The organism is Nostoc sp. NOS(2021), from assembly GCF_017115025.1.
Lineage (GTDB): Bacteria > Cyanobacteriota > Cyanobacteriia > Cyanobacteriales > Nostocaceae > Nostoc.
The window spans coordinates 25,014-46,422 of record NZ_JABXKM010000021.1 but is presented as its reverse complement, the minus strand read 5'-3'; the positions used below and the strand labels follow the sequence as shown (position 1 = coordinate 46,422).

11 protein-coding genes, 1 tRNA gene and 2 pseudogenes are annotated in these 21,409 nt (G+C 41.3%); 8 read left to right on the top strand and 6 right to left on the bottom strand.

Annotation, left to right across the window (positions count from 1 at the left end):
* Positions 1–1,070: 1,070 nt before the first annotated feature.
* The 4 genes and pseudogenes from HWQ41_RS01350 to HWQ41_RS01335 all read left to right on the top strand — a co-directional run.
* Positions 1,071–2,276: pseudogene (locus HWQ41_RS01350) on the top strand (PBS lyase); the annotation flags it as partial.
* A 1,655-nt stretch (positions 2,277–3,931) separates the two neighbouring features.
* Positions 3,932–5,152: an ATP-binding protein gene (locus tag HWQ41_RS01345; protein WP_292759217.1), complete on the top strand. Its 1,221-nt coding sequence runs from the start codon at positions 3,932–3,934 to the stop codon at positions 5,150–5,152.
* Positions 5,153–5,568: 416 nt separating this feature from the next.
* Positions 5,569–5,829, top strand: coding sequence for a photosystem I reaction center subunit PsaK (gene psaK / locus HWQ41_RS01340; RefSeq protein WP_292759214.1), 261 nt, complete (start codon positions 5,569–5,571; stop codon positions 5,827–5,829).
* Between the two features lie 680 nt (positions 5,830–6,509).
* Positions 6,510–6,641 (top strand): hypothetical protein, encoded by a 132-nt coding sequence (locus HWQ41_RS01335; RefSeq protein WP_292759211.1) that lies wholly within the window; start codon positions 6,510–6,512, stop codon positions 6,639–6,641.
* Positions 6,642–6,997: 356 nt separating this feature from the next.
* Here the strand turns inward: HWQ41_RS01335 and HWQ41_RS01330 are convergent.
* From HWQ41_RS01330 to HWQ41_RS01310, 5 genes and pseudogenes are all read right to left on the bottom strand, one after another.
* A pseudogene (locus HWQ41_RS01330) lies at positions 6,998–7,177 on the bottom strand (DUF3891 family protein); the annotation flags it as partial.
* 378 nt (positions 7,178–7,555) lie between these two features.
* Positions 7,556–8,248, bottom strand: coding sequence for a manganese catalase family protein (locus tag HWQ41_RS01325; RefSeq protein WP_292759209.1), 693 nt, complete (start codon positions 8,246–8,248; stop codon positions 7,556–7,558).
* A 173-nt stretch (positions 8,249–8,421) separates the two neighbouring features.
* On the bottom strand, positions 8,422–8,700 hold the full coding sequence (locus HWQ41_RS01320; RefSeq protein WP_292759207.1) for a GlsB/YeaQ/YmgE family stress response membrane protein: 279 nt from the start codon (positions 8,698–8,700) through the stop codon (positions 8,422–8,424).
* Between the two features lie 579 nt (positions 8,701–9,279).
* The gene (gene hemN / locus HWQ41_RS01315) at positions 9,280–10,662 is read right to left on the bottom strand and encodes an oxygen-independent coproporphyrinogen III oxidase (RefSeq protein ID WP_292759204.1); all 1,383 of its coding nucleotides are present in this window, start codon (positions 10,660–10,662) and stop codon (positions 9,280–9,282) included.
* A gap of 159 nt (positions 10,663–10,821) precedes the next feature.
* Positions 10,822–11,529 carry a heme oxygenase (biliverdin-producing) gene (locus HWQ41_RS01310; protein ID WP_292759201.1) on the bottom strand — a complete coding sequence of 236 codons (708 nt, stop codon included), beginning with the start codon at positions 11,527–11,529 and terminating at the stop codon, positions 10,822–10,824.
* Positions 11,530–12,052: 523 nt separating this feature from the next.
* Between HWQ41_RS01310 and acsF the strand changes: the two genes are divergently transcribed.
* Both acsF and HWQ41_RS01300 read left to right on the top strand, forming a co-directional pair.
* Positions 12,053–13,159 carry a magnesium-protoporphyrin IX monomethyl ester (oxidative) cyclase gene (gene acsF, locus HWQ41_RS01305; RefSeq protein WP_292759223.1) on the top strand — a complete coding sequence of 369 codons (1,107 nt, stop codon included), beginning with the start codon at positions 12,053–12,055 and terminating at the stop codon, positions 13,157–13,159.
* A gap of 651 nt (positions 13,160–13,810) precedes the next feature.
* Positions 13,811–13,882 (top strand) — tRNA-Thr (locus HWQ41_RS01300).
* A gap of 233 nt (positions 13,883–14,115) precedes the next feature.
* Here the strand turns inward: HWQ41_RS01300 and HWQ41_RS01295 are convergent.
* Positions 14,116–14,289: a hypothetical protein gene (locus tag HWQ41_RS01295; protein ID WP_292759198.1), complete on the bottom strand. Its 174-nt coding sequence runs from the start codon at positions 14,287–14,289 to the stop codon at positions 14,116–14,118.
* A gap of 255 nt (positions 14,290–14,544) precedes the next feature.
* Here HWQ41_RS01295 and HWQ41_RS01290 point away from each other — a divergent pair, with 255 nt between their 5' ends.
* Positions 14,545–17,388, top strand: coding sequence for a helicase-related protein (locus HWQ41_RS01290; protein WP_292759196.1), 2,844 nt, complete (start codon positions 14,545–14,547; stop codon positions 17,386–17,388).
* A 64-nt stretch (positions 17,389–17,452) separates the two neighbouring features.
* Positions 17,453–21,409: a restriction endonuclease gene (locus HWQ41_RS01285; protein ID WP_292759193.1), complete on the top strand. Its 3,957-nt coding sequence runs from the start codon at positions 17,453–17,455 to the stop codon at positions 21,407–21,409.

Genomic DNA, 21,409 nt, shown 5'->3' with positions numbered 1-21,409 from the left:
TCAAAGATAAAAGCGTTGAGGCTCAACTTCGTTACAGTGCGGCATCAGCTTTGGGGAAATTGGGAACAGCAGCCACACCCTACGTCAAAGACATCCTTAACTTCCTCAAAGATAAAAGCGTTGAGGCTCAACTTCGTTACAGTGCGGCATCAGCTTTGGGAAAAACCAGAAAACTAGAGTTCAATGAGATAGTTGTCATTCTGGATAATGCCTATTACGACGGTCAGTTATACAATGAATATTGGCGCTTTTTAACTTATTTTCTTGGGGGCGGAACTGAGCAGGTTAAAACTCTACTTAAATCATTAGATGAACCTAAAGGAAAATATGATTATGTAAAACATTTTCAGTGCCATGAAACACTACAATTTTTTATCAAGACTTGGGATGTTAGTCAAGATTTGGGGGGATTACGAGCAGATTTGGCAAAGCAAATTGCCACAGTTACTAAAAAAAGTTCTTGTAAATGGCAAGATATTAAGTTACTTCGATCTCATTACAAGAATCTTGCTGGTTTTACAGAAGCAGATACGGTAAAGTCAAAAATCGATAATCTAGAATTTCAATACGGGTTTTTGCTGTTCGCAAAAGTCATCTTTATTCACCTTGCCATTTGGCTTACCCTCATCCTTGCCTATCCTAAACTTACCCAATTTATAGCACCTTTTTTCTGGAACCCTTGGGTACGGCAAATTCTCGGTTTTGGTTACATCGGCTTACTCCTAACTTGGGTTCCTTGGCTGCGTCGCAGATTGTTGCAACCATTTAAACCTTTGCTGCTAGCAGATGCAGGATTAGACAATTTTACTGAACAAACTTATTTTGCTGAATCTTATGTCAAGCTTCCACGAGGTAACGCCTTACCCTTAAGCCCTGATAAATATAAGATTTTGACAACAAGGCGGGAAGGGGCAAATGCGAGACAAGGGAGCAATCCCCGAAGCTTGCAATTGCTTCACTACGCTGTCGCTGCGTACCTTGCAGTCAGGCGTTTTGCCAACGCAATGACAAATATATTTTTGCAAAAGCGGGTGCAGCCGAAGACAAATTTCACAGATAACATAACACCAGAAATTCAACCTATTACCCAAGCACTGCCCACTCTCCAAGGACAAATCGTCTTAGAAGGCGACTCTGGTTTAGGCAAATCAATGTTTCTGCGGCATTTGGTGAACAACTCCCAGCGCATAGTTGTTTACCTCCCCGCCCAAAAGTGTGACAAAGGGGTGATTGAAGCAATTTATGCCAAACTACGTGGACAGGCAGAAGATGCAAAGTTCCTCAAAAACCTGATTTATAATGGGGCGTTTGATATTTGTATTGACGGACTGAACGAAGTTACAGCCGACACGCGGGCAAAAGTATCTCAGTTTGCCGAAAGCTATTTAAGGGGCAATATGATCATGACAACCCAGCCCCTAGAGTGGATACCGCCCACTACAGCCAAAAAATATGAATTGCAGCCATTGCAGCCCGAACAAATCCAGCAGTTTTTGCTTTCTCGTTATTGGGGACTGGTGACTGGAAATAGGGGATTAGAGATTGGGATGGGTGACTCTGATTTAAACACTATCCAACCTGCAAGAGAGTCGCATTCCCCTTCCCTCACAGGGAAAGGGACTGAGGGGTTTGGTTGCATGACTGAATACGAACAAGCCTGTTCCAACTACATTGCAGAAGCATTCAACGAGCAACAATCCCCAGAAGATTTAGCACTAGCGAAGCGCATCCTTTCCAACCCGATGGATTTAACGCTGGTTGCCCTGATGCTATCACAAGGCCAGCAACCAAATTTGTTTCGCCTGCAAGAACAGCAATATCAATTGATGGCGGCAGAATACCAGCGAGAATGGCAACACGAATTCCCTTTAAAGAAATTTTCTCAAGCAGTTTACCAAATGCGGCTGAATGACGAAAGCGCCATCCCTGGTGATGAATTCAAACAAGAATTAACCAGTATGGAAGATGAAAAATATAAGATGGTCGTCAGCCGTCAACGGGAAAATAAAGGAGAATCCCAGAAAACTTGGTATTTTCGCCACGACAAAATTATGGAATTCTTCCTTTTGCAAAACTTTCGCGGTGAAGGTGAAGAAGTTCAAGAAATTGTAAACAAACACATTAATGATCCCAGATTTCGCGGTGTTTACTTATTATTAGCAAACTTACTTCCTTTAGATACTGCTTTAGTATTGCGTGAAAGATTAATTGAATACGCCGCTAACAGCAAAGACCATACATTGAGCGATAAATTTGTTCAGCTATTAAATTTACGTTTGCCACAAGAATGGACACAAGATGTCAAGCCACTGCTGCAACAACACGAACAGAAAACTCAGTCTTTAGATTTGGTAACTAAGTTTTTAGAACAAATCGATGCCAAGATAAAACGTGAGAATTCACTCGACCTGACAATCGAAATTACTGAAAGTAGTCTCAGCATTTACACGCCTTTACCTGTCTTAATAACTGTTGACACGCCAACTGACCAAGATGTTATACGTCTAGTACAAATTGCCCAAAAATTCTCAACAAAACACACTCAAAAAGCTGGGATTTTGATATACAAAGTTCCCCCGGATACCACAGCCAGAATGGAAATAGCTAAGGTGCGGTTACGCGACCATTTTGTGCTAATTCCTATACCGCTAACATCAATAGAAAAAGCATTACCCAATAAATATGAATGTAGAGGATTGCTGGAAGAATATTGCGATCGCTACCTCCAGCGTGCTGATTTCTTTGATGACAAGAACGCCATTAGTGACACCTTATCGTTTTTCGGTCGCACAGAACTATTGCAACGCTTGGGAGAAGAACTACTAAGATATCAAGGAGTGGGACTATTTGGATTACGCAAGTCTGGTAAAACTTCCGTGCTTCTCCAATTAGGCTTTATGTTGCGCGAATATCCCATCGTACACATTGACTTGCAACGCTATGGTGGTTCTCGCTATGGTGCTGCTTTATTTAACGATATTCTCCAGGGTCTATCTACTCTAGAAACTGAAATTCCACTTCCTCAATTTGAACTTTTTTCTTCAGATAAATCAGCCGCAGAGTTAACTGGAGAATTTATTCAACGCATCAGTGAGTATGTCCGTGTCATCCAGAAAAGTCATAAATATAAATTGCCCATCCTTTGCTTTTTAGATGAAGTAGAAAGAATTATTCCCACATCAGAAGACAGCCGCGAAAAAGCTGAAGAATTTAATGTTTGTTTTGGGGCGCTGCGCGTGTTGTGCCAACAACAGCTACAAATGTCGCTGCTTGTGGCTGATGTGCATCCAGATTGCAATCGCATTAACTCGTGGGAGCAAAAAGGAGTTGCAACTAATCCTGTATTTAGCTTCTTCAAAGAAATATTTTTGCCTCCTTTTTCAGCAGAAGAAACACAAGAAATGTTGGTTAATCTAGGCAAATTAATGGGGTTAGAGTTTGATACAACAACTCCTCAACAAATCCATCATCAAAGCGGTGGACATCCCTTTGTTTCTCGCCAACTAGCTCGTTTTTTAACAGAAAAGATAAAAGATAATACTAAACCTGTTGTCAACGGAAATATGCTCATTGAATGGGCAATGGTAGAACCATATTTAGAAAAGACTTTAAGCCAGACAGGTGAGTTAAAAAATTACTTAGAAAGAAGCATTTGGGAAGATTTAGAAAAACGCGACTTTCAAGTGGCAATTACCATTCTCCGCACCATCGCCTGTAACGAATGTTACCGAGACAGGATAGCAGAAACAACATTACTCAACCAACTCAGAAACCAGTTCACAGCCAACCAGTGCTTAGACGCTTGTAATTGGCTCATAAATGTTGGATTGTTGTATCAGGAGGAAGTTGAGCATCAGGATTTCTACCATATCCGAATTCCTCTCTTATCACGGTGGATTCAAATGCAGATGACAGAAGAGGAAATCAAGCAATGCAGAATTTTGTAGGAGAACGTCCTTTTGATAATTTTCGCGTCGCCATAACAGACCCCTCCCACTTCTTCGGACGCAGCGAATTAATCAACACAATGCTTAAGTCACCCTTCCAGGTACGGATTCTCTTAGGCGGACGGCGTTTGGGTAAAACGAGTGCTTTACGTGCTGTAGAGTGGAATTTGCTGAATCTAAACACTAATTATCCTCGCCGCGCCTTCCCCGTACTAATTGACCTCCAATTGGAACAACCGAAAGATTTAGACAATCTGCGTTATCTTCTGATTGCTAGATTCCGCGAAGCTATAGAATGCTGGCGAGAAGTTCCTCTGACGGAAATTCGGCAAATGTATCGCGAGTTTCTCAGTCAAATTAAGAGTGGCGAAGTTACCCTGAGTTTTCTCAAACAACTGAATATCAAATTAAATATTAATAATCCCGACTCCGAAAGACGTTTAAATAACGATAGCTTTCGGTTGGCGTTCTTAAAAACCACTGAAGAACTGCGGAAATTAAATTTTCAAGGAGTTTGCTTTCTCATCGATGGCGCTGAGTTCATTGTGCGCCAGAATTGGGCGACTGATGCTTGGTCTTACCTACGCGGTTTAAAAGATACCGACACTGCCATCAAACCTTGCTTGGGTCTTTTACTATCGGGCTATCGAGATTTGAAAGAGTATCAGCAGCGCGTCGGTTCGCCATTATTAAACATAGCAGAAATTGAATGGTTGGCTCCTTTAAGGGATAATGAAACCAAAGAATTAATTAGCGATCGCGCCGAACAAGAGAAAATATCTTTGAGTGAGGAAAAAATTACCTCACTTATCGAATGGTCGGGTTGCCATCCCTACCTGACGCAACAAGCTTTAAATATTATTTTTGACTCTAACCACCAACAACAAACCCGCGCTAATCTCATCGACAAATTGCTACAGCATCATGACAAAGACTTTTCAGCGTGGTGGAATGCAGAACATCTGTCTGGTTGTTTTGGCGAAGATGAACGCAAAGTTTATTATGCCCTTGTGCAGCACCACAAAGGAACTCCGCAAGATTTAGCACAATACACAGGTTTCAGCCGAGTCAAGGTGGCAGACGCATTAGAAGTTATTGCTGGTACTGGTGTAATTCGGCAATTGGATGACGAGTCCTATACATTAGGTTCTCGCTTGTTTGAGGAATGGGTTACACAGCAGGATGTTGTCAATTTGAAGACATGAAGGGAGCGTCTACCCGTGATTGTGTCCCCTTCTCAGTCCCTAGTAATTCCCTTAGCCCCTGAATTCATCAGTCCCCAGGATGGGTGTGAAAAGCAAGATTGTGAAGTTGCTGCCGCAAAACGGTAGGTAGGCACCCATGCCTCAACTTTTGAATTTGGAATTGCTGTATAGATGAACTCCGATTAATTCTCCTTGGCATTTGATAATCTGGTATAATTTAAAACTTAAAAATGTCTACTTATCACATTGAAGTTCAAACCAGTTACCACACTTAACTCACCGCGTTGAACTCAGGTTGTATTAAGTAGTAAGAATAACTGTTAAATATTGATGCAAAATTGGGTACTTTCTGGAATTTGCTTCGGAAAATTTCAGATTATATTTTCAACCATTAATAAATTTCAGGAGCAAATCAGGTGTTTACTTCAACCTTACTCGCTGCTGCAACCACACCCCTGGAATGGAGTCCTATAGTTGGGCTGATTATAATCCTCGCTAATCTCCTTGCCATTGCCATTGGCAAATCTACCATCAAGTATCCCAACGCAGAACCAAAACTACCCTTAGGCAATTTCTTAGGTGATTTTGGTTTACCAGCCTTTTTAGCAAGTGCCGCCTTTGGTCATATCTTAGGAGTGGGCGCTGTCTTAGGGCTGCATAACCTGGGAAGAATTTAGGTTCTTACCCAAGTTAGCCTTTATTTGATGATTCTTTTGTCTCCAGCTTTGAGCCAGATAGTTAGTTCTCTGGCTCTTTTTTATCGTAAATTAAAGGGTTTAAGTCCCCAACTCTTGGAGACGCACTCGCGTTCGTCTACACGTAGCTTCAGTTTCAGTCCTTCCCTGCGGGACGCTACGCGAACGACAGGCTCAGGAACCATCCGGGTTTAAATAAGAGTCTGAAACTCTCTTCATCTTTTACTGGACTACCTCCCTAGAGAATCAAAATAACTTAGAGCTTCCCTATATAACTTAGAGCTTCCCTACTAGAGGAGAAATGTCGAGTTATGCAGTATGATGGAGCACTTTCTGGACTTCCTTGATCATTTGGCCAAGTTTTCAAGTAGTAATCCTTGTTATCATCGGTAGACCATAATTCATAATGGTATCTACCTCCTATCCCGTTGTTTGTTAAGTAGTCAGCTAGTGCTGTATTTGATGTAGAAAGAAAGCTAAATACAGTCAAAACAGGAATTACAGCTACTTTTAGGATCTGGATTAATTTCATGAATGCACAAAAAACTTATTTTTGAGATTTTGTTAAACATCTTATTCATAGCAATAGTACTTATATAAAACCTCTGTAATTATACCTGATAGATATGCGTATTTAGCCGTTAGCAGAGGGCAACTAGGGCGTGTTTTCAAACTCTTTATATCCTGAAAAACCTGCGAACAATCGACTCAAGCAATTTTGGCATATTGCTAGCCGATATAAAAAACTTGCCATAAATTATACAGCTATCCTAGCGATCGCCTGTATTTTCTAATACCAAAAAGCCCCCATCTGGGGGCTTTAATATAGTGGCGACAACTTACAACAATTTTTATTTATTTGAACCACATCTGTCGTAGGGGGCCAGCAATGCTCATGGGTGTCAACTTAAAGTGAAAGCCAGTCTATAACAAGCTTTTAAAGATTGTCTCGTTCCCAGTCTCCGACTCTTAATGCCTAATGGGAGGGCTGCCGCCTGTTGACTTGCGGCAGAGCCGCAATGAAGCAGCATTTCCAGTCAGAGGCTGGAAACGAGGTTTTAAAAGGGTTTTAGCTTAAGTTAACAGGCATGAGCAATGCTGTGCCCCTACTGCGTGGTCTATTTAGCTAAAAAAAGCTGTAAGTGTCTATCTAACTTTTAACGAATGTCCGCTCTAGTACCTTGATGGGAGCTTCTTGTAGTGCTTGAATTAATTCGGTGCTGCTCTCAAATTTTGCCTTGCAGAGGTCGCAGGCTTCGACATTGACTGTGAATTTATCGTTCTGGAAAGGCCAGGGTTTCACAACAACCAAATTATCACTGCGCTGCATGAATTCCGAAACGTCGGGGTAGATAATGAAGGGGCGATCGCTCTGAATTTTTCAGTATAGCTATAGCTATTTTAAATTGAGTCTAATACCCAAATACTTATACCAATTCTATGTGAGGCTGCGCTTTATTCACGTAGGGGCAATTCATGAATTGCCCCTACAGCGCGGTTTTGGGTAAGTTCTATAGGCGCATCTTCAAAAAGAAATGGTATTAACTCAAATTCCCGACTTTTCTAAGAAGTCGGGAATCTTTTTGTTCACGAGATGTAGCTAAACAGCCCAACAATTGCTAAATAAGGTGGGCTATTTACCCACAGGATAATTGGGAGTTTTCAAGAATTTCCCAAAAATCTCTTTGCTTCAAATCAATCTATGGAATTAAGAGTGACTTTCTAGCGGATTAGCAATATATTTGAATGTTGGCTCAGAATTCCAAGGGCCACGCTCATCTTTACCATCACCGTTTGTAGATAGGTTGTAGTAAAGAGCAACAGTTTCATCTGGCTTAATATTACCAAAGAATGGATCTGTCAACTTACCCAGTGAATCTAGAGCTTTCATAAACATCTGGGTATGAGAAATTTCTCGTGTTAACAGATGCACTAAAGTCTCTTCGGTTCCTTTGTCGGTTGCCAACTTGATCAATGCTTCGTAAGTCTGACGAGCGCCAGCTTCAGCTGCAACATTAGCTCTCAAATCACGCACTACATCTCCACCCTCATTCAAGTAAGTTGCAGTCCAAGCACTACCCTGACTATCTAGAAAATGAGGCCCAGCCCCTCGAACTGCAAAGAGAGTACTCTTATAAGCCTCTGTTTGATCCACATTTTTGGTATGAGCTTCAATGAGTTTACCAACCATTTCTAAATGGCTGAATTCCTCGATCGCAATGTCTTGGAGCATATCTTTAATTCCAGCATTTTCGACATGGAATGATTGAACCCAATATTGGAGAGCTGCACTCAGTTCTCCAGTAGCTCCGCCAAACTGCTCTAGAAGCAACTGAGCAAAACGAGGATTTGCTTCACTAACGTTAACTGCATGAATAGGCTCTTTCTTGTGAAAAAACATGGATTTACACTTCCAAAAATTATGATGTTACAGAAAGGATCGGCTATTTTATTGTCTACTAGCATCTTTCCAGATAGAGCTAATTTGATGTTTGATAGCTTCTCAAACTGGTGAACTAGAAGACTGATAAAATACAGTAGTCGTGTTCAGTGTTAATAACTGGCAATCAGCGATTAGATGTTGCTGTTTCTCCTGATTAATCCCCATAGATAAATAGCAACAATTGCACCGAGCACAGCCACTAAAATACCAGGAAGAGTTAACCCAGCGCCAGCCGCAGTAATTTGCAGAGTTCCTGTTCGTAGTAAGGTAAACAGACTTCCACCGACGAAAGCACCAATGATACCCAAAATCATTGTGGAGAGAATTCCGCCGCCTTGATAGCCAGGATAAATAGCTTTAGCAATCGCACCTGCCAAAAGTCCTAAAACTACCCAAGCAATAATACTCATAACTGCCTCAACAATCTCACTTGTATCTAAGTTATCAACTCTGATTCAAAATTCTTTCTACCAGATGGGATAAATGCTAAATCCAAAAGTTAGACAAAAGAGTTTACATCAAGATTTGGATGAGTATTGGCATTTCTAGCATAAAAATGTTAAACGAAAGTTTTAGCCGATAAATCAGGAATTATTCAATACATAAGTCTAGACCTTATTTGCTATGGAACTAGACACTACTAAATTAATCAATGTATATTTTTTTATATCTATCTGAAGATGGAAAAATATTATCTAACTTTTTGGAGATGCGTTACAATATTGCTCCTAAAAATCTCTAGCGATTTCGGTAGCATTCATTGATTATTTATATTTAATTACAGATAATCAACTTTGCTCACAACAATTATTTTAATAATTGCAACATATTAGCTTCCCTCAACCGTTGTTTTCAAGGTAGATTCAGGAGATAATAGCAAAATTTGTCAGCTAAACCACATCTAGTTTGCATAATCTGAAATTGGACATTTTTTGTGGGGTGGGCGTCTCGCCCGCCCAAGATATGCAAGTTAAATATGGAATAGCTTATCAAATGGCGCGTGAGAATTTTGACTCTCGTGTTCTTGTATGAGTATCAAATATGACGGCAATATTTCTTACTAGTAATCTACCGATGTCTGTAATCTGGATGTGATTTTTTGATAAACTAACTAAACTATCGGCTTCTAGCGGTTTTAACGCCTCTAGTTCCTCAGAGAAATATTCATCAAAATTGATATGATATTTGTTTTCAATGTCTTGCTTATGCAATTGAAAGTGAGACATAATACCCATGATCACATCCCGTCTGATGATATCATTCTGAGTAAGCTTGATACCTTTACTAACAGGTAAAGCACCTAGCGCAAGTGTTTGATAATAATCCTTTAATTCCTTGTGATTTTGAGCATAAGCATCTTCTAGCATACTGATGGATGTAGCACCAAAACCAAAGAGTTCTGTCTCAGCGTGGGTAGTGTAGCCCTGAAAATTGCGTTTGAGAGTGCCATTACGTTGAGCGATCGCTAGTTCATCATTAGTTTTAGCAAAATGATCCATCCCAATAAATAGATATTGGTTATTCGTCAATTCTTCAATGGTCATTTTCAGAATCTCTAACTTTTCCTCTGCTGGCGGTAGCGCCTCTTGAGGAATATTTTTTTGCGTGGGTTTCAGCCACGGTACATAGGCAAAGTTAAAAACAACAATTCGGTCAGGATCTAACTCAATAGTCTTTTTCACCGTCTCCCGAAATGTCTCGCGGGTTTGATAAGGTAGACCATAAATTAGGTCTACATTCACACTTTGAAACTTAGCTTCTTTGATCCAACTCATGACATCAAATAGCATTTCTTCTGGCTGGACACGATTTACAGCAACTTGAACTTGGCGATTAAAATCCTGAATGCCAAAACTAATGCGGTTAAACCCAATCTGTCTCAGAAATAAAATGTAGTTTTTATCAATATAGCGGGGATTAATTTCAATTGAGATTTCTGCTTGAGGATCGATGTTGAAATAGCGATTGATGTTTTTCCATAAAAGTTCTACTTGGTGAGGCTCCAAGTAATTAGGAGTACCACCTCCCCAGTGAATTTGCAGCACTTTTCTGTCTGGATCGATTAAAGCTGCGATGTTTTTGATATCTTGAACCAAAGACTCCAGGTAAGGTTTAGCAATATTCTTATTGTTAGAAATTACCGTGTTACAACCGCAGAAGTAGCAAGCACTTTGGCAAAAGGGGATGTGGAAATATAAACTCATAGGAGTTTTGCGTTGATTCGAGGCTGCGATCGCGGCCTTAAAATCAGTTTCGGTGAATATTTCGCTTAACTCTGTAGCGGGCGGGTAACTGGTATATCTGGGTGCGCGAGTGTCGTACTTTTGGATCAGATCCAGATCAAACTTGACACCAGGTAATAGAAAAACCATTGAGTTGCTTTCCAATGAATGTATGAGTGGGGAGTGGTGGAGATGAGGGGAATGAGGGAGATGAGGGAGACAAGGGGGATGAGGGGGATGAGGGAGTAAATGACAAATGACAAATGACAAATGACTAATGACTAATGACTAATGACTAATGACTAATGACTAAGCTACTTCAGTGCTACCTGAATTTTGAGAACGAGTTAGGCTATTAAACAGAACTTGACCGAGTGCTTTGATTAGACTTCCCTCTAACTCCTGAGCCATCTGTAAATTGAACCCAAAGGCATTATTAGCTTCTGCAACAATCCGTTCTGCTGTTATATCATCAACGGGTAATGCATTTAATGCCTGACGATACTTATCCTTAAATGCCTTTTTGTCAGGAATTTGCTCAAAATTGTAAAAGCATGTGCCTTCATAGCCAGAAAGCTTCAGGGCTGACTGAGCAACTTTTTGTAGCATTTGACCCCCAGAGAGATCGCCCATGTAGCGAGTGTAGGCATGACCTAACAATAAGGCTGGTTCACTAGCAGAAATTTCCCGAATGCGGTCAATGTAGGTCTGGGCAGCAGGTGAGGGTGTAACTTGCTCTCTCCAATTATCCCCATAATAGAACACCATGTCTTTTTCGAGCGAGGATTGGCGATTAAGTTCGGGAAAGTAAACCGCACTAATCACAGGATCGTCTACATGGCTCTCTAATGCCGCTTCGAGTTTGCTGTAAACGTAATACAAGTTGCTTAAGAACTTAGCAAAGCAGTCTCTATCCACAACTCCTTTGAGAAAACATTTCATGAATCCCACATTTTCCGCTGATGTGTGGGCTTGTTGAGTTCCAGAGCGCAGTTTGATGGCTAGATTGCTACTCATGTTGCTTCCTTCATGTTCAAGCGCAAGGTTTCTGGGCAGTCACCGACTCAGGATGCCTACCAGTGCCAGCTAAGAAATTGTTATTCTAGGTTTAGAGAGGATTTGCATCACTCTATCCAGCAAGTACCACTGCCGATGCAAATCCCAGCTATTTTTATTTCTCCTAAGATTATTTAACTATTAATATTTGCATAACTATTAAGTTATTAATATTTATTTATTGTTTGACTTACCGTAGGGGCAATTCATGAATTGCCCCTACAGCGTGTAGTTTTGCGTAAGTCCTACTTTTGAATATCCATCGTCAACGTATTTGCATCTAGTAAAAGTAATTATGTGTCATTAATTATGCACAAGTTATGCACAAAGTTTAGCTTAGGCGGTAAGCTTATTTCTCACAATTTACTTTCAATAATTTAACTGATGTCCTCAAACAACTATTTATGGTTATATAAATTTTGAGGCATAAAAAGATAAAAGGATTCTTATGGTTAAGTCTCTGAAAACCCAACGCCAGTCGCTCATGGGGGTTTCCCCCATCGCGCAGCGTCTCGTAGAGAAGACCGCGCTGGCTCCTGAACCTGAGTTACTGAAGTCAGGTGTAAAAGCGCCTGTTCAGGAAACATTATTAACACCCCGGTTTTACACCACTGACTTTGAAGCGGCGGCGCAGTTGGATATTTCGGCGCAAGAGACTGAGTTACTGGCAATTGTAGAGGAGTTACGAGCAGACTATAACCGCGATCACTTTGTACGTGATGAAGAATTTAAACAGTGTTGGGATCACATTGACGGAGAAACACGCGTCGCCTTTATTGACTTTTTGGAACGTTCCTGTACTTCAGAGTTTTCGGGATTTCTGCTGTTCAAAGAATTATCGCGTCGTCTGAAAAACCGCAATCCCATTCTGGCAGAAGCCTTTAATTTTATGGCACGGGATGAAGCACGTCATGCGGGATTTTTGAATAAGTCAATGGCAGATTTTAATCTTTCCCTCGACTTAAGTTATTTAACCAAAAATCGCACTTATACCTTCTTTCCGCCAGAGTGGATTATTTACACAGTCTACCTATCCGAGAAAATTGGCTACTGGCGTTACATCTTGGTATATCGCCACATGGAAAAACATCCAGAACACCAAATTTATCCATTGTTCCGCAAGTTTGAGAGTTGGTGTCAGGATGAAAATCGACATGGAGATTTTTTCAAAGCGCTGCTGCGATCGCAACCTCAATTATGGAACAATTGGAAAGCTAGATTGTGGGTGCGTTTCTTTTTGCTGAGTGTTTTTGCTACTCACACCTTGACAGTATTTGAACGGGCAACGTTTTATCAATCCATTGGGATAGACCCGCGCGAATATAATACCAGAGTGATTGAAGAGACGAATAACACCGCCGCAAGGGCTTTTCCGTTGATTTTGAATACAAATCACCCAGAGTTTTTCCGACGATTGGAGCAGTGTTCTGACCTTAATCTGAAAATAGCAGAGATTAACAACAGCAATCGCTCACCAATTGTAAAATTCTGCCAAAAATTACCCTTGATAGCCTCCATAGTTGGGCATCTATTGCAGACTTACCTAATCAAACCCGTTGATGCTGAATCATTGAGAGGGACAGTTCATTAATATCATTTTCGGTTAATTATAACAGGGAACTCTTAACAGGGTTGAAAGTCTCTTGGTGTCAGTGTTTTCTGATTAGCTGATGTCAATGGCTACCTGGCAACTGATATACCTTTCAGTTCCGAAGAACCTCAAAGAGCCAAAGCTGTGCTTTGTCTCCCCTCCCCGCAAGCGTCGCTACGGTGTACACACAAGTCGAAAAAAGCTCGATTTTCTATTGTTCCTTCGTTCTCATGCAGAGCATGGGAATGGCTGATTAGGGGCTGCTGCCTCCAGTTAGATATTGAGATATTGAGTCTCTGACTCAATGAATGCATTCCCATACTCCGTATGGGAACGAGTCAAACTTCATCAAGCTAGGTTTTTAGGATTTGTGTGTACACAGTAGCCTTTTTAAGGGGGGATCGAGGTTTCAGGTTTTCAATGGGTAAATCCTGTCAGTGATCAGAATCACTGATTTTTTTCTGTTTCATGACAATTGCAACCCTAACTCAACCATCTAGGCGTACAAAAACAGCGATTTTGCCAAAATCTCTGGTCTTCTAGCCTAATTTCTGAAGAGGCAGATATTTTTTAGCGATCGCAGCTAGACAAATAAATTGATTATGGTACAATTAGAAATTGTGGTTGCTTTTGAGAGTAATCGCCAAACTTGCCAGCATAGCACAGTGGTAGTGCATCCGACTTGTAATCGGAAGGTCGCGAGTTCAAATCCCGCTGCTGGCTTTTGTTGATTTTTGTACGTTCGTTAATTAAATGTCGCAATTGGCAAATTAATGTCGTTTTTGGCAAATTAATAGTACTTCTGTATCTCAGCCTAAGATTACCCTTGTAATCAGAGCAAGGGGTTTTTGGCACAATTGATAGTGAGTAGCGATCGCCTCTGACACTTCAACTTGCTTTCAGAAAGGTTACTTCTACCCAATAAAAGAGCAGGCGCAGGTATTGTACACCCTCACTTATTCTTGAGGAAAGTCAGAGGGAGAGGGCAAGGTAATAATTCCCTTAACAACTAGCTGTTTGGATTGATTAATCAGGTCAGCTTGTCGCAAAATTCGGGTAACGCTTGTTAGAATACGGCGTGTTGTGCGATCGCAAGCGTAAATTGAATTTGCTCCCAGGATTCCCAGCAATTAAAATTTAGTTTTTGGAAAACTACTTGGATGCAACCCACCTTATTCTTCAGTAATAGCACTGGAGCATTTTGTCTGAAATTATATTACTAATGGAATGTACTGAACTTTATATTAAGCGTAATTTTACGAAGTGACTTAGTTACTAATTAAACATTATACATAGTATCTATTGGCACTTTAGAGAGAGCAGGTAGTAAGAAATCAATCCTTACTGCCTGTCCTCTGCTGCCTATTTTTAAATACGGGGAAACGATGACGGAAACCTTGAACCCCATACCAGGCTCTATAGTCGGTTGTCGCGATCGGCAGTGGGTTGTATTACCTGCCGAAAATGAAGACGTTATTCGCCTGCGCCCTCTCTCAGGAAACGAAGAGGAAATCGCTGGGGTCTATCAGAAGCTTCAGGAGTTAGGGATAGAAACTCTGCAACCAGCAACCTTTCCCTTGCCAAGCGCTATCAGCATCAAAGATCATACAGCAGCAATTCTTCTGATGGATGCAGCACGTCATTTGCTGCGAAGTGGAGCAGGGCCGTTTCGATGTTTGGGGCGTTTATCACTGCGTCCTCGTCCTTATCAGTTAGTTCCTTTATTGATGGCATTGCGATTAGAAACGGTGCGACTACTAATTGCAGACGACGTGGGGATTGGGAAAACCATCGAAGCTGGATTAATTGCTCGTGAACTTTTAGATCGGGGTGAGGTAAAACGGATAGCTGTGCTGTGTCCTCCTCATTTATGCGACCAGTGGCAGCAGGAATTACGCGAAAAGTTCCATATTGATGCTGTGGTAGTGCGTTCTGGAACAGCTTCTAAATTGCAGAGAGCAATCCCGAATGATTCTCATATATTTAGTTACTATCGACACCTGATTGTTAGCCTAGACTATGCCAAGGCAGAACGCCGCCGTGCAAGTTTTATTACACACTGTCCTGATTTTGTAATTGTCGATGAGGCGCATACTTGTACCCATTTCAGCAGCAAGAGTACATCTGGGCAGCAACGCCACCAATTAATTCAGCAGATTGCTGAGAAAAAAGATCGCCATTTATTATTACTTTCGGCTACCCCTCACAGTGGCATTGAACAGTCGTTTTTATCCCTGCTAGGATTGCTTCAGCCGGAGTTTGAGCAATTAACCCTAGACCGCCTCACAGACAAGCAGCGAGACAATCTAGCAAGTCATTTTATCCAGCGTCGGCGGGCAGATGTTAAACAGTGGTTGGGGAATGAAACGCCGTTTCCTGAAAGAGATTCAGAAGAAAAGCCTTACAAGTTATCGAAGGAATATAAGCAATTATTTGATGATGTCTACAGCTTTGCTCGTGGGTTAGTAAAAACTACGACAGAGGACATGAGTTATGGCCAGCGTCGGGGACGTTATTGGTCAGCGTTGGCGTTGATTCGTTGTGTGATGTCTTCTCCCGCCGCCGCGATCGCAACGTTAAACCGTAAGGTGAGTAAATCGGGTGACGATAGTTTGCTTCCTGATTTAGACGAAGATTTAATGAGTTCTTACGTTTACGACTCTACAGACCAGGAGCAAGCTGTTGATGCAACTCCGAATGTGGTCGTAGAACAGGGACAGCAAAGCTATGGCGATACAGATAAACGCAAACTCAAAGGTTTTGTGCAAGCAGCCCAAAAGTTACTCTTTGAGAAAGACCAGAAATTACAATCATGTATCGCTTCCATACAAACCCTGCTTTCAGAAGGTTTTAACCCGATTATCTGGTGTCGCTATATTGCCACAGCAATTTATGTTGCTGATGCTCTCAAGCAAAAACTAGAAAAGAAGGGGAGTCAAATTCGAGTCATTGCTATTACTGGGGAACTTTCAGAAGACGAACGAGAAATTCGCCTGCAAGAGTTAAAGTCATATCCTCAAAGAGTTTTGGTAGCTACTGACTGCTTGAGCGAAGGGGTAAATCTGCAATCACATTTCAGTGCGGTGATTCACTACGATTTACCTTGGAATCCCAATCGTCTGGAACAACGGGAAGGGCGTATTGACCGCTATGGTCAAACTGCAAGTAAAGTTAAAACCTTGTTGCTTTACGGTTCAGATAATCCGGTAGATGGCGCAGTTTTGGATGTGCTAATTCGCAAAGCTGTACAGATTCACAAGACTTTAGGAATTACTGTCCCCGTACCAATGGACAGTACCACAGTGTCGGAAGCTGTTTTTAAATCTTTATTTGACCGCGCTCATGATGCGGTGCAATTGTCGCTGCTGGATTTATTGGATGAAAAAGAATCTGCTGTTGACCAAGTTCATAAAAATTGGGACAAAGCTGTAGAAAGAGAAAAGGTTAGCCGTACCCGCTTTGCTCAACGGTCAATCAAACCTGTGGAGGTAGAGCAAGAACTGATTGAATCTGACCAAATTCTGGGTAATGAACAGGATGCGGAACGGTTTGTGTTGTCAGCAACAAATCGCCTATCTTGTTCGTTAAGTAAGAAAAAACAGGGTTGGTTATTATCCACAATTCCTAATTTTCTCCAGCCTGCACTGGGGGATAAACCGCGTTTGTTCACCTTTACAACCCCTGCACCAGAAGGCGTGGAATATGTCGGACGGAATCACCCTTTGGTAGAAGGTTTAGCGCGTCACATTATTGAAGATGCACTCTCGAATAGTCAAGACCCCATAGCAGCGCGGTGTGGTTTTACGACGACGGATACTGTCACCAAGCGCACGACTTTGCTGTTATTGCGACTACGGCATTTGTTAAACAGTCCCAAACATCAAAGTTTGCTGGCGGAGGAGTGTGCAGTAGTTGGATTTACAGGCGCTCCATCTAATCCCATCTGGCTGACACCAGAGAATGCAAAATCTTTGCTGGAACAAGCTAACCCTGTGGGTGATGCGCCTCTAGCCATCAAACAGGCGGAAATCGAAGATTTACTCAGTAAAATCACAGAGTTGGAGTCTGATTTAGAACTATTTGCCAGAGAGCGATCGCATTCTCTCTCCCAATCACATCGACGAGTCAGAGCCATCACCCAAGAAGGACAGATTCAGGTTAAACCTCAGCTACCAATGGACATTCTAGGGGTTTATATTCTCCAACCTGGAAAAATTCGTAATTCTTAATACCCCTTCGGGGAAGCAAGCTACGTAATTTTTTAGACAATTTTTAATATTAGGTGCGTGAGAGATGAGTGTAGCAAAGATTACTTTAGCAGGGGTTCAGATTGAAGGGAATTTGCTAGCAGCAGATATAACTGCCGAATTGCTGGCAAGTAATGTCAAAGGGCAAGCACCAGAAGATTTTGGTTTTACCAAAACTGATAAGCTAGCAGATGAAATTGCGATCGCATGGGGTGATGCTAAAGCTTATTGGGCAGCATTTCAACGGCAATTAGACAGATTAGATCCAGATGAGGCCGCTACTAGCGTCACCCGCGAACTGTGGGCAGTTCCCTTACTACGCAGTCTCGGATATAACCCTGTTTACACCGCTAAAGCCGAAATCGTGGAGGGACAAACCTATGCGATTTCTCATCGTGCGGAATTAGGCGAAAACAAGCCACCGATACACATTATCGGTTGTCGAATCAAAGTGGATCATCGTCCTCCCAGTGGCACACCCAGGTTATCAGCACACGCACTGGTGCAGGAGTATCTTAACAAAACGGAACATTTGTGGGCGATCGCAACTAATGGTTTTCGTTGGCGGTTACTGCGCGATTCTTCCCTAATGACTCGTTTAACTTATATCGAATTTGACTTAGAACAGATTCTCAACGGAGAGAACTTTGCCGAATTTGGGCTATTTTATCGGTTGTTTCACCGTTCCCGCTTGCCTGAAGGTATGGATGATGCGGATAAGTGCTTACTGGAATTTTACCACCAAGAAGCACTGCAACAGGGCGGACGGGTACGCGATCGACTCCGAGATGGAGTAGAAAAAGCACTAATACAGCTAGGCACTGGTTTTCTCCAACATCCGCAAAACGAACACCTCCGCCAAAAGTTTTTTGATAATTACGAATTAGTTTATTATCGTCAACTGTTGCGGCTGATTTATCGCCTGCTGTTTTTGATGGTGGCAGAGTCCCGTAATTTATTAATTGGAGATGATGTAGAGAAAGCACGAATCTACCAAGAATATTACAGCATTGAGCGACTGCGAGAGTTAGCCGAGCGTCCACGTTGGCGGCGGGAAGGCTTTCAAGATTTGTGGCAGGGTTTGCGGGTGACATTCCTGTTGTTTGATGAAAACTGGCGGGGACAATATTTAGGATTATCACCACTAAATGGTGATTTATTTGGTTCCAGAACTCTGCCAGATTTAGATGATTGTGCGATTGATAATCATGATTTACTGGTAGCGATTCGGGAGTTATCGTTATATCAAGAAAAGGGGCAATTGCGGCGGGTAAATTATGCTGCTTTGGACATCGAAGAATTGGGGAGCGTATACGAAAGTCTGCTTGACTTTCATCCACAAGTCACTCCTAAAAATCACGAATTCAAATTAGTATTTGGTAGTGAGAGGAAAACTACTGGCTCTTACTATACACCACCGCAGCTAGTGGGACAAGTAATAAAAACAGCTTTAGAACCTGTAATTGATGAAAAACTTCGCAAAGCCGAACAAAAAAATCACAATTCCAACTCTAATAATTACGTTAGCGCAGCGGTAGCGAGTCCGCGAGCGTCATTACGAACTACGAATTACGAATTAGAACTACTTAGCCTCAAAATTTTAGACCCTGCCTGTGGTTACGGTCATTTTCTCTTAGCCGCAGCACGTCGAGTAGGGAAGGAACTAGCTAAAGTTCGGACTGGGGAAGCTGAACCAGGTAGTGAGCCTTTAAAGTTAGCGATTCGAGATGTTATTCAAAATTGCATTTATGGGGTGGATTTAAATCCTTTAGCTATTGATTTATGCAAAGTAGCATTATGGATTGAAGGCTTTTGTCGCGGCTTCCCTCTTAACTTTTTAGATCATAGGATTAAGTGTGGTAATTCCCTTGTGGGAGTGATGGATTTGAGTTGTTTAGATGAAGGAATCCCTGATGAAGCGTTTAAGCCAGTAACAGGTGATGATAAAAAACTATCTACACATCTTAAGAAACGGAATAAAAAAGAACGGGAGAACAAAGCACAATTATCAATTGATGAAAAGTTAGAAATTGATAGCGTAGATTATGCGGAAATGTGGCGACAGTTGGGGGTAATTCCTGAAACCACACCACAACAAGTTAAATATAAGCAAAAGCAATATAAAGATAATCTGCAAGAATCTAGTTGGTGGTTGAAATATTCTGCTTGCAACTTATGGACGGCAGCATTTTTTCTGCCACTAACTGAGCATCATTTGCAGTTACTACCTACAACTGAAGCATTAAACCGTTTAAAGCGTGAAAAAGTAGAAAAAATTCGCAAATCAGATGATAATTGTGAATTACGAGTTAGGAATTATGAATTAAACAAGATTGTAGATACAGCGAATAAATTAGCAGAAGAAAAATACTTCTTTCACTGGTGTTTAGAGTTTCCTGAAGTATTTGGACAAGGTGGGTTTGATTGTGTATTGAGTAATCCACCTTGGGAACGGATTAAGTTACAAGAAAAAGAATTTTTTGCTTCTCAAAGCGCGGAAATAGCTAATGCTATAAATAAGGCAGCACGGGAGAAGTTGATTAAGGAATTACCTAAGAAAAATCCTGAGTTAGCACAAGCTTTTGAAGAGGCAAAACATGATGCTGAAGCGCAGAGTAAGTTTATCCGTGAGTCGAATAGATTTCTGCTGACTGCGGTGGGAGATATCAATACTTATGCTGTATTTGCTGAAACTACGAGAAAATTGATTTCACCTAACGGGAGAGTTGGGGTTATTCTTCCTACTGGAATTGCAACTGATTCAACTACATCAGAATTTTTCCGTGATTTAGTGGAGTCGTCAAGTCTTAAAAGTATAACCGGATTTAAAAATGAGAGGTTTATTTTTGCTGAAATTGAACACGTCGTTACTTTCTGTATTGTTATCATTGGAGGTTCGCAAACCAATTTTAATGAAATGACTTTTTCTTGGCTTGCTTATACTTTTTCCGAAGCAAATGATCCAAAAAGACAATTCAATCTTGCTAAATATGAATTTCTTTTACTAAATCCTAACACACTTACTTGTCCAGTTTTTCGCACTGGTGCTGATGCAGAATTAACCAAGAAAATTTATCAGCGTTTTCCTGTTTTGAAGAATGAGAACACAGGTAGGAACCCTTGGGGAATTTCGTTTATGGCTATGTTTCACATGGCGAATGATAGCGGTTTATTTAAAAATGAGGCGGGTGATGGTTTAGTTCCACTGTATGAAGCAAAGATGTTTCATCAGTTTGACCACCGTTACTCAACTTATGAAGATGCAACACAAGCACAGCTTAATGTAGGAATATTGCCAAAGCCATTAAAAGAAGTAAAGCAAAATCCACATTTTGCTGTTCAACCGCGTTATTGGGTGAGTCGGGTTGAGGTGGAAAATCGTTTAGCTGAAAAGTGGAATAAAGATTGGCTTTTGGGTTTTAGAAGTATTTGTAGGTCAACTGATGAACGTTCTTTTATTTCTACGTTTATACCAAAATGTGCAGTATCGGGAAAAGCTCCATTAATATTTTCTAATCCTTCAAATCCTAAGCTGATTGCTTGTTTAGGAGCAAATTTAAATTCAATAATTTTTGATTTTGTCGCCAGACAAAAGATAGGAGGAACTGATTTAGCACTTTTCATCGTCAAACAACTTCCCGTTCTTCCCCCAGAATTATACACCCCAGAAGATATCAAATTTATTAGCGATCGCGTACTCGAATTAGTCTACACCGCCTGGGATATGCAACCCTTCGCCAAAGATATGGGATACGACGGCGAACCATTCATCTGGAATCCCAACAGACGCGCATTATTAAGAGCAGAATTAGACGCATATTACGCCAAACTCTACGGACTTACCCGTGATGAACTGCGATATATCCTAGACCCTGCTGATATCTACGGCAAAGACTTTCCCAGCGAAACATTCCGCGTTTTGAAGAACAATGAAATTAGACAATTTGGTGAATACCGCACCCAAAGATTAGTGCTGGAAGCATGGGATAGAATGTTTGAATAA